The sequence below is a fragment of the Diaphorobacter ruginosibacter genome, from assembly GCF_040396215.1.
GTDB lineage: Bacteria > Pseudomonadota > Gammaproteobacteria > Burkholderiales > Burkholderiaceae_C > Diaphorobacter_A > Diaphorobacter_A ruginosibacter_A.
The window spans coordinates 1-6612 of sequence record NZ_JBEBOW010000164.1; the positions used below are offsets into that span (position 1 = coordinate 1).

Annotated in this window: 5 protein-coding genes; 2 read left to right on the forward strand and 3 right to left on the reverse strand. The window is 63.7% G+C overall.

Translation table 11 applies throughout. The features are described from left to right. Positions 1 to 98: 98 nt before the first annotated feature. Entirely contained in the window at positions 99 to 563 is a 465-nt protein-coding gene (locus ABWP92_RS15665) for a DUF192 domain-containing protein (RefSeq protein WP_353236332.1), read from the forward strand. Between the two features lie 15 nt (positions 564 to 578). Here the strand turns inward: ABWP92_RS15665 and ABWP92_RS15670 are convergent, their stop codons facing one another. The 3 genes from ABWP92_RS15670 to ABWP92_RS15680 form a co-directional block, all read right to left on the reverse strand. Further along, entirely contained in the window at positions 579 to 1643 is a 1065-nt protein-coding gene (locus tag ABWP92_RS15670; protein ID WP_353236333.1) for a zinc ribbon domain-containing protein, read from the reverse strand. A gap of 388 nt (positions 1644 to 2031) precedes the next feature. Continuing rightward, positions 2032 to 4260, reverse strand: coding sequence for an NADP-dependent isocitrate dehydrogenase (locus tag ABWP92_RS15675; protein WP_353236334.1), 2229 nt, complete (start codon positions 4258 to 4260; stop codon positions 2032 to 2034). A 284-nt stretch (positions 4261 to 4544) separates the two neighbouring features. Then, positions 4545 to 5552 (reverse strand): aldo/keto reductase, encoded by a 1008-nt coding sequence (locus tag ABWP92_RS15680; RefSeq protein ID WP_353236335.1) that lies wholly within the window; start codon positions 5550 to 5552, stop codon positions 4545 to 4547. 108 nt (positions 5553 to 5660) lie between these two features. Between ABWP92_RS15680 and ABWP92_RS15685 the strand changes: the two genes are divergently transcribed. Beyond that, positions 5661 to 6569 (forward strand): LysR family transcriptional regulator, encoded by a 909-nt coding sequence (locus ABWP92_RS15685; protein ID WP_353236336.1) that lies wholly within the window; start codon positions 5661 to 5663, stop codon positions 6567 to 6569. Positions 6570 to 6612: the final 43 nt, after the last annotated feature.

Here is a 6612-nt window from a genome sequence, read left to right on the forward strand (position 1 = left end):
AGTACAAGCGTACGACAAGGCGAAGCAACGACGTATCGAGGGTTGTGTTAGCGGCGCTTACCGATCGCATCATCAAACCGCAACGGACAGCCTTCTCCATGAAATCCATCGTCTCACGCCTTATCCTGGCCCTAGGACTGGCTTCAGGCAGCCTGTGCGCCCTGGCGCAACAGGGCATGCCGCAAACCCATCTGCCGCGCACCTCGATCACGGCGGGCATGTACCTCATCGACGCTCAGGTGGCTTCGGCGCCGGTGGAGCGCGAGATCGGCCTCATGCATCGCAAGGAAATGCCGGCGCAGGAGGGCATGCTGTTCGTCTTCGAGCAGCCGGCCACGCAGTGCTTCTGGATGCGCAACACCCTGCTGCCGCTGACCGCCGCATTCGTCGCCGATGACGGCACGATCGTGAACCTGGCCGACATGAAGCCCATGACGGAAAACTCGCATTGCTCCGCCAAGCCCGTGCGCTATGTCCTGGAGATGAACCAGGGCTGGTTCGCCAGGCGCGGACTCAAGGCAGGCATGCGGCTGAGCGGCCCACCTTTCACCAAACCCAGGTAATCCACGACGCTCCGGCTACAGCCGCGCGCCGCAGTTCGCGCAGAACGCATCGTCCGCCCCGACGCGATGGCCGCATGCCCTGCAAGCCACGGGCAACGGCGCGGGCGGCGCATCGCTCACGGCGGATCCAGGCTCTTCCTGCGTTTCCTCCGTCGCGCCGAACGCCTCTTCGATACCGCCCGGCCTGCCCGCTTGCAGGCCGGAAGACGCCTGCAAATACAGCACGTTCATGCCCATGATGGCAACCAGCGAGACCAGCGCGAACAGCAGCAGGCCCAGGACGCTCATGCCCAGCATCGCACCCATCAGCGCCGAGTTGGAGAACATGCCCATCGCCGCGCCCCAATCCATTGTTCCATATCCGGCATGGCCGCCGCGCAGGATGCCCGCGGCCAGAGCCGTGAGCGCGCTGGCCGCCGGTAATACCCCCAACGCGATCAGCATGCCGATGACGGCCAGGATGATGTAGAGCACGACCATCATCAGAACCACCTGCACCAGGCGATTGCGCGCGATGGCGAGCACGCTGGCAAGCGCCTGGCGGAAATCGAGCCCCGTCCACACAGCGGGCGCGAACAGGGGGAACACCACCCACACGCAGGCGATGATGAAAACGGCGGCAATCAGCACAAGAACGGGATGCGCCACGAATGCCAGCACCGCGCCGAGCACCGGCACCTTGCAGATGAAGTAGATCAGCGCCGCGACCAGCATGAACGCAAGGACGGAGGCAAGAACACCCACACCCAGCAGCAGGAACTTGGGAATGGACGCCAGCCCGAACATCGCCGCCTCGAAAATGCCGCGCTGCGGCACATTCCGCGCCTTATCCATCAACAACACGCCCACAGCCGACATTCCGGCCAGCCAGACGATGAAAAGCAGCACGCCCGACATCAGTGCGAGCAGCATGCCCAGGACACCACCCGTGCGCGCGATGAGCTGCTGCATCAAGCAGGACAACAGGCCGCAGAGCAGCACCGTGAGAAACCCGGTGCCGAGCGCGCGCCATTGAGTCAGTCCCTCGCCCGCCCGCGTCAAAGCGCCGAAGTCTATGGATTGGTAGGTCGAATTGCTCATGGCTTCAGCCCCTCGTTGAAAGTCATCAAGGAAAGCGCACTCCCGGGCGCACGCTCCGGCTCCGTCCCTGCGCAGCCGCAGGCGCCTTGTCAGCCCGCCCGCCATGGATCGTATAGCGTCCGGCTCCGGGCGTGATGTCGGAGCCCGCCGCCTTTCGCGCGGAGGGCGCATGGCCGTCCGCATCCAAGGCAGGAGAAACAAAGAAAACAAAAACGGGCCCCCACGCTTCCCCGCCATGCGTGATCCGCTGCCCCCGAGGGGGTGCCTTTTTGTTTTGGGGCGGCCCGGTGACAAAAAAAGAGAGTCCGCGGCATTCACCGCGGACTCTCTTTTCATGGTTGGCAGGGCGTGTGGATCAACCGGTCCACACAGCCTCTGACTGCCCTGGTCAGGCAGCGATCTTGTCGACCACCGCGTTGAAAGCGGCGCTCGGGCGCATCACCGCGTCCATCTTGGCCAGGTCGGGCATGTAGTAGCCGCCGATGTCCACGGCCTTGCCTTGCACCGCCTTGAGTTCGCCAACGATCTTCTGCTCGTTGTCGGCCAGTTCCTTGGCGATCGGCGCGAACTTCGCAGCCAGGTCCTTGTCCTCGGTCTGGGCAGCCAGCGCCTGCGCCCAGTACATGGCGATGTAGAACTGGCTGCCGCGGTTGTCCAGCTCACCCGTGCGGCGCGATGGCGACTTGTTCTCGTCCAGGAGCTTGCCGGTGGCCTGGTCCAGTGTCCTGGCCAGCAGCTTGGCCTTGGCGTTATGGGTCTTGATGCCCTCTTCTTCGAGCGAGACGGCCAGGGCCAGGAACTCGCCCAGCGAGTCCCAGCGCAGGTGGTTCTCTTCCACCAGTTGCTCGACGTGCTTGGGAGCGGAGCCGCCGGCCCCGGTCTCGTACAGGCCGCCGCCCTGCATCAGGGGAACGACGGAGAGCATCTTGGCCGAAGTGCCCAGCTCCATGATCGGGAACAGGTCGGTCAGGTAGTCGCGCAGGATGTTGCCGGTCACCGAGATGGTGTCCAGGCCCCGGGCCGCGCGCTCGAGCGTGTAGCGCATCGCGCGCACCTGCGAGAGGATGAGGATCTCGAGGCCGGAGGTGTCGTGATCCTTCAGGTAGGTCTGCACCTTCTTGATCAGCTCGGCTTCGTGCGGACGGTACGGGTCGAGCCAGAACACGGCGGGCATGCCGGAGTTGCGCGCGCGCGTGACGGCCAGCTTCACCCAGTCGCGGATGGGAGCGTCCTTGACCTGGCACATGCGCCAGATGTCACCCTGCTCGACGTTCTGGCTCATCAGCACTTCACCGGTGGCCAGATCGACGATGTTGGCCACGCCGTCTTCCTCGATCTCGAAGGTCTTGTCGTGCGAGCCGTATTCCTCGGCCTTCTGCGCCATCAGGCCGACATTCGGAACGGTGCCCATGGTCCTCGGGTCGAAGTTGCCGTGCCACTTGCAGAAGTTGATCATCTCCTGATAGATGCGGGCGAAGGTCGATTCGGGCATCACGGCCTTGCAGTCGTATGGCTTGCCGTCGGCGCCCCACATCTTGCCGCCCTGGCGGATCATCGCGGGCATGGATGCATCCACGATCACGTCGTTGGGCGAATGGAAATTGGTGATGCCCTTGGCGGAATCCACCATGGCAAGCGCCGGACGATGCTCCTGGCAGGCGTGCAGGTCGCGGATGATCTCTTCGCGCACGGACGCGGGCAGCGACTCGATCTTCTCGTACAGGTTGGCCATGCCGTTGTTCACGTTCACGCCCAGTTCGTCGAACAGCTTGGCGTGCTTCTCGAACGCATCCTTGTAGTAGATCTTCACGCAGTGGCCGAACACGATGGGGTGCGATACCTTCATCATCGTGGCCTTCACGTGCAGCGAGAACAGGATGCCGGCCTCGCGGCAGTCCTCGAGTTCCTTCTCGTAGAACGCGACCAGCGCCTTCTTGCTCATGAACATCGAATCGATGACTTCGCCGGCCTGCAGCGCGACCTTGGGCTTGAGCACCACGGTCTTGCCGCTCTTGGTGACCAGTTCCATCTTCACGTCACGCGCCTTGTCGAGCGTCATCGATTTTTCGCCGTGATAGAAATCGCCGTGGTCCATGTGCGAGACATGGGTCTGCGACCACTGCTTCCACTCGCCCATCGAGTGGGGATGCTTCTTGGCGTAGTTCTTGACGGCGGCGGGCGCGCGGCGGTCGGAGTTGCCCTCGCGCAGCACGGGGTTCACCGCCGAGCCGATGCACCTGGAATAGCGCGCCTTGATTTCCTTCTCGGCGTCGTTCTGCGGATTTTCCGGGTAGTCGGGGATCTTGAAGCCCTTGCCCTGCAGCTCCTTGATGGCTTCCTGCAACTGGCCCACCGATGCGGACACGTTGGGCAGCTTGATGATGTTGGCTTCGGGAGTGAGCGTGAGCTTGCCCAGTTCAGCCAGGTTGTTTGGAACGCGCTGCTCCGGGGTCAGGTTTTCCGGGAACTCACCCAGGATGCGGGCGGCCACGGAAATGTCGCTTTCGGCGACTTCAATACCGGCATTGGAAGCAAAGCCGCGAACGATGGGCAGGAACGACGCTGTGGCGAGTCGTGGGGCTTCGTCGGTCAGGGTGTAGATGATTTTCGAAGTCATTGTCTCTTTCAAGTAGCGAAACAGGAATCAGGATGCAGCCGGACTTTTGTGGAATCCGCTGCAATTCAATCAATCCGCAAGGCGCGCCCCGCACACATTCACCGGTAAGCGAATTTCATTGTGCAACGCAATATCACCATACGGAATAACTCCGTGCGATTGTCGCTGTTTTTCAAGTCTTATACAAGACTCAGGCCCCGAAACCCGCATGCGAAACCAGCGCGCGGATGGCTTCGCCAGAGGGAGCGCACCCATGAACTAGGGAAATTCCGTAATCGCCGGATTCAGATATTCACCAGCTTCAGTGACGCAGCCGTGTAACGCTCGCCCTGCACCTTGCCCGGATCCTGGGCCGCGCCGATCTCCGTCAGATCCTCCGCGCTCAGCCGGATGCCGGCCGCCTCCATGTTTTCACGAAGATGACGTGCGCGGCTGGCTCCGGGAATCGGCACGATCTGCTCGCCCTGCGCCAGCACCCATGCAAGGGCCAACTGGGCCGCGGTGCATCCGCGCTGCAGCGCCATCCGCTCGAGCGTGGCGATCAGGCCGCTGTTGCGCTCCCACGCCTCGGCCTGGAAGCGCGGCAGGCCCCGGCGGAAATCATCCTCGCCCAATTGATCGGGCGCCGGCAATTTGCCGGTCAGCACCCCGCGTCCGAGCGGGCTGTAGGGAACAAAGCCGATACCCAGTTCGCGGCAGACCGGCAGCGATGTCTGCTCCACGTCGCGGCTCCACAGCGAATACTCGGATTGCACGGCAGAAATCGGATGCACGGCATGCGCACGTCTCAGCGTCGCGCCGGAAGGCTCGGACAACCCCAGGAAGCGCACCTTGCCCTGGCGCACCAGATCGGCCATCACGCCCACCACGTCCTCGATCGGCACGCGGGGATCCACCCGGTGCTGATAAAGCAGGTCGATGGTGTCTATGTCCAGGCGCTTGAGCGAGGCATGCACCACGGCGCGTATGTGGTCGGGGCGGCTGTCGAGCCCCACCATGCGCGCGGCGCCTTGCCGCTTTGGCGACTCGGGCGCGATGTCAAAGCCGAACTTCGTTGCCACGACCACCTTGTCGCGCCGTCCCTTGAGCGCCTTGCCCAACAGGCTTTCGTTCGTGTACGGACCATAGACCTCGGCCGTATCCCAGAAGTTGCATCCCAGTTCCAGCGCCTGGTGCAGCGTATCCAGCGCCTCGGATTCCTGCGGGCTCGCATAGGCGAAGCTCATGCCCATGCAGCCAAGGCCGAGGGCCGAAACCTCCAGCCCCCGGGAGCCCAGTCGTCGTGTTTGCATATGGTGTCCTTTCGGTGAATCGATCATTCGAAGACCGTCAGTGTGCGACAGCATCCTGCATTTGATAATCCCGCCAATGCTTGATGGACCATTGAGGAAATTTCACAAATGAACACGCGCCACCCGCCATCTTCATCCGCAAGCCTCGATGCTTTGGCTGCGTTCGCCAATGTAGCCCGCCACCGCAGCTTCAGCGCCGCCGCGCGCGAAATGGGCGTGACCGCGTCCGCGCTCAGCCACGGGCTGGCCCAATTGGAGGTCGCGCTGCAACTGCGGCTACTTCACCGCACCACGCGCAGCGTCACCCCCACGCAGGCGGGCCAGGCCCTGCTCGAGCGGCTGGCCCCCGCGCTCGACGACGTGCACCAGGCCCTGGAGCAGGCGCGCGGCATGAGCGCATCCCCTCATGGGCGCCTGCGCCTGAACGTGCCGCGCCAGGCGGCGCGCATCGTGCTCGCTCCTGTCCTCGCGGCATTCCATGAGCAATGCCCCGGCGTCGTGCTCGACATCGTCACGGACGACCGCCTCGTCGATATCGTGGAAGGCGGCTTCGACGCCGGAATCCGCTTTGGCGAAAGCCTTGCCGACGGCATGATCGCCCTGCCCCTGAAGCCCATTCCACGCTTCATCGTCGTGGGAACGCCGCACTACTTCGCCCGCCACGGCAGGCCCCGCACTCCCGGAGATCTGCAATCCCATCTCTGCATCAACCGCCGTTTTCCCGGCGGCTCGCTCTATCGCTGGGAGTTCGGCAGGCAAGGCCGCAGGCTGGACGTGCGGGTGAACGGCCCGCTGACCCTCGACGACGATACGATGATCGTCCAGGCGGCCCTCGCCGGCATCGGGCTGGCATACATCTATGAGGACCTGGTGAGCAGCGCCCTTGCCAGTGGTGCCCTGGAGTGCGTGCTTCAGGACTGGTGCCCGCCAACGGAGGGGTTCTACCTGTATTACTCCGGCAGACGGCATCTTCCTCCCGCGCTCAGGGCGCTGATCGGATTGCTGCGCGGCGAATGAATGGCCCCTCCCGAGGGGGCGCTTTTTGTCTTGGGGCGGCCCG

Excerpts from the sequence above, each read along its gene's own strand:
- ABWP92_RS15665 (WP_353236332.1), top strand. The coding sequence starts at position 99 with ATGAAATCCATCGTCTCACGCCTTATCCTGGCCCTAGGACTGGCTTCA.
- ABWP92_RS15670 (WP_353236333.1), bottom strand. The coding sequence starts at position 1,643 with ATGAGCAATTCGACCTACCAATCCATAGACTTCGGCGCTTTGACGCGG.
- ABWP92_RS15675 (WP_353236334.1), bottom strand. The coding sequence starts at position 4,260 with ATGACTTCGAAAATCATCTACACCCTGACCGACGAAGCCCCACGACTC.
- ABWP92_RS15680 (WP_353236335.1), bottom strand. The coding sequence starts at position 5,552 with ATGCAAACACGACGACTGGGCTCCCGGGGGCTGGAGGTTTCGGCCCTC.
- ABWP92_RS15685 (WP_353236336.1), top strand. The coding sequence starts at position 5,661 with ATGAACACGCGCCACCCGCCATCTTCATCCGCAAGCCTCGATGCTTTG.